The sequence below is a fragment of the Microbacterium sp. K36 genome (genome assembly GCF_004794355.1).
Lineage (GTDB): Bacteria > Actinomycetota > Actinomycetes > Actinomycetales > Microbacteriaceae > Microbacterium > Microbacterium paraoxydans_D.
In genome coordinates, this window is record NZ_SSDN01000049.1 from 1 (window position 1) to 1,639 (window position 1,639).

The 1,639-nt window shown below is 71.1% G+C and carries 3 protein-coding genes; all 3 read right to left on the reverse strand.

Annotation, left to right across the window (positions count from 1 at the left end; all coding sequences use genetic code 11):
- Positions 1-453, reverse strand: a 453-nt coding sequence (locus DW296_RS04165; protein ID WP_168428979.1) for an alcohol dehydrogenase catalytic domain-containing protein, incomplete at its 3' end; no start/stop codon positions are given.
- Positions 450-680, reverse strand: coding sequence for a helix-turn-helix transcriptional regulator (locus DW296_RS04170; protein ID WP_060922632.1), 231 nt, complete (start codon positions 678-680; stop codon positions 450-452). The genes DW296_RS04165 and DW296_RS04170, both read right to left, overlap by 4 nt.
- Positions 680-1,114, reverse strand: coding sequence for a hypothetical protein (locus DW296_RS04175; RefSeq protein ID WP_136051217.1), 435 nt, complete (start codon positions 1,112-1,114; stop codon positions 680-682). Before DW296_RS04175 ends, DW296_RS04170 begins: the two co-directional genes overlap by 1 nt.
- Positions 1,115-1,639 lie beyond the last annotated feature (525 nt).

Genomic DNA, 1,639 nt, shown 5'->3' on the forward strand with positions numbered 1-1,639 from the left:
CCGCAGCCCCACCCCGGCCGCGTCGAGCGCCTGCCACGCGGTGCCCCCGGCGATCGGCAGGCAGGCCGCCGCCTCGGGTGTCACATCGGGTGGCACGGGCACGACGCGGTCGGCCGCGATACGCGCGTGGGAGGCGAGGCCGCCGCCGCCCTGCAGCTCCCCGACGACGAGTTCGCCGAGCTCGGCGTTCACCACGTCCGCACCGACCGCCACGACGGTGCCGGCGACGTCGAGCCCGCGCACCGGGTTCTTCGGGCGCGTGAGGCCGAAGACGGGCCGGACCAGCAGCGGGTCGCCGAGGAGCAGCCGCACGTCGCCGGCATTGAGGGCGGTGGCCTGCACCCGCAGCACGACCTCTCCCCGATGCGGCTGGGGGACGGGCTGCCGGGTCCGTGTTGTTCCGGCGGCCGGGCCGTACGTCTCGCGGGTCCAGGCGGGCATCGTCTCGGTCATGCGGCACCTCCGGGGTCGGTCGGATACGCGAACAGGTCGTCGATCCCGACACCGAAGGCCCGCGCGATCTGGAACGCGAGCTCCAGCGTCGGCGAGTACTTCTGCTGTTCGATCGCGATGAGGGTCTGCCTGGTGACCCCGATCGTGCGGGCGAGCTCGGCCTGCGTGAGTCCGGCGCGCTCGCGATGGGCCCGGATGGTGTTGGAGACGAGGGTGGGCTTGACCATCAGCGGAGCCCCCGGCGGTACGCGATCGCCCGGGCGACACCGCCGACGACGGCCGCCACGAGGAACCCGGCGAACATGGTGTTCGCGATCCAGAACACGTCGGCGCCGAGACCGCAGAGGACGATGACCCCGAGGCCGGCGATGGTGACGAAGGCCTGCTCCACGCGGGCTCCCATTCGGCCGATGTCCCGGTCGCGGATGTCGGAGCGGCCGACGCCGTCCGGATCGGACATCCCGGCGATGATGCCCCAGAGGACGCTGAGCACGATCGTTCCGACGATGCCCCCACCGATCGTCCACAGCATCAGCGGGAACCACTCCGTGGTAGTGAGCGGTCCGCCGCCGGCCTGCTGCAGCAGCAGCACGACGTAGACGACCGCGACGATCGGGCTGACGATGAGCCCGGCCCAGACGTTGCGCTCCTCGTAGACCATGCGAATCCCCTCGTGTCAAAAATTCTTGACACGAGACTACGTCCGCCCGTCCCCCGTGTCAAGAATCTTTTACACTCCGCCCCCGTCCCTCGCCCCTCACCGCTCGCCCCTCGTCCCTCGTCCCGGGATCACAATCGCACCCCCGCTCCACCTCTCCCGCCCGTTTTCGATCCCGCATCCCCATCCCTCCCCCGCACCCCGCGCCACGGGATCAATAACGCCCCTCCGCAGACCCACAACGGCACCTTTTCGATCCCGCGTCCCAGGAACCTCCCGCCCCCAATCCCGCACACCCACCGCAGGCGGGATCGAAAACGCACCCCCGTCGCTCCGGAGCGGCGCAGTTTTGCACCCGCGGCGTAGAGACGCGTACGCCCCGGAGGTGGGATCAGAATCGCACCCGAGCAGCACCGAGGCGGCTCTCTTTCGCACCTGCTCCGAAACCGGCGCGGCGGCCCCCGGTCGGGCGGGATCAGAAACGCACCCCGGATGGCGCGGGGAGGCGCCTTTTCGCACCCGCACCCG